This window comes from Paenalicyclobacillus cellulosilyticus (assembly GCF_014647315.1).
GTDB classification, from domain to species: domain Bacteria; phylum Bacillota; class Bacilli; order Alicyclobacillales; family Alicyclobacillaceae; genus Alicyclobacillus_J; species Alicyclobacillus_J cellulosilyticus.
The window spans coordinates 1-958 of the sequence record NZ_BMOY01000091.1 but is presented as its reverse complement, the minus strand read 5'-3'; the positions used below and the strand labels follow the sequence as shown (position 1 = coordinate 958).

General features: G+C 52.9%; 2 protein-coding genes. Both read left to right on the top strand.

Translation table 11 applies throughout. The features are described 5' to 3' along the window. On the top strand, positions 1-752 hold a 752-nt coding region (locus IEX97_RS12910; protein WP_188883513.1), incomplete at its 5' end, for a BMP family ABC transporter substrate-binding protein. 16 nt (positions 753-768) lie between these two features. Then, positions 769-912 carry a hypothetical protein gene (locus IEX97_RS12905; protein ID WP_188883512.1) on the top strand — a complete coding sequence of 48 codons (144 nt, stop codon included), beginning with the start codon at positions 769-771 and terminating at the stop codon, positions 910-912. Positions 913-958 lie beyond the last annotated feature (46 nt).

Genomic DNA, 958 nt, shown 5'->3' with positions numbered 1-958 from the left:
GAACGGCGAAAAAACCGCGCCGTAGCGCGGTTCGTACCCTCGACCCAGGGGGTCTAACTGTCAAACTTGAGTTTGAAGCCAGCTATTTGGCAGGGATTGCTGCAGGAAAGATGACCAAAGACAACATCATCGGGTATGAAGCCGCCTTTCCGATTCCAGAGTTGGTATATAACATCGATGCGTTCACGCTTGGTGTGCGCAGTGTGAATCCCAAGGCAGTCGTCAAGGTAGTCTGGACCAATACGTGGTACAACCCACCCGTGGAACGCAGTGCGGCGTTAAGCCTGTTGGCAGCAAAAGCGGATGTCATCGCAGCGTATCAAGATTCTCCCGCAGCGTTGCAAGCCGCTCAGGAAAAGGGTGCCTATGCCATCGGCAATGATTCTAACGAATACAAATTTTCCCCGAAAGCGTATATCACCTCACCGATTTGGAACTGGGGACCGTATTTCGTGCGTACCGTCAAGGCGATTGAAAATGGCACGTGGAAGAGCGGGCACTACCTGGGAGACATGGCGGACGGTACTGTCAACATAGCTCCGCTCGGTTCTGTCGTACCAGCGCCGGTTAAGCAACTGGTGTTGCGCACGAAATCGCAGATCATCTCCGGTAAGCTCCATATCTTCTCTGGACCTATCTACGATCAAAACGGCAAGTTGAAGGTCCCCAAAGGGAAAACCCTGACCGACGAACAAATCCTCAACCTCAACTGGTTTGTCCAGGGAGTGCAAGGCTCACTTCCGCAACCTTGAAGAGAGGGGGTTCCCCATGGCGACCATACCTGCGGTGGAAATGCGCGATGTCACTAAGCGCTTTGGAGAGACGTTGGCGAATGACCGCGTATCGATCAAGGTCTATCCCGGTACGGTTCATGCACTGTTGGGAGAGTTAAAGTCTCAAGTAGTGGTGTAAAATCCGTCGTCCACATTTGACGACGAAGCCACCGTGCGTGTCTACT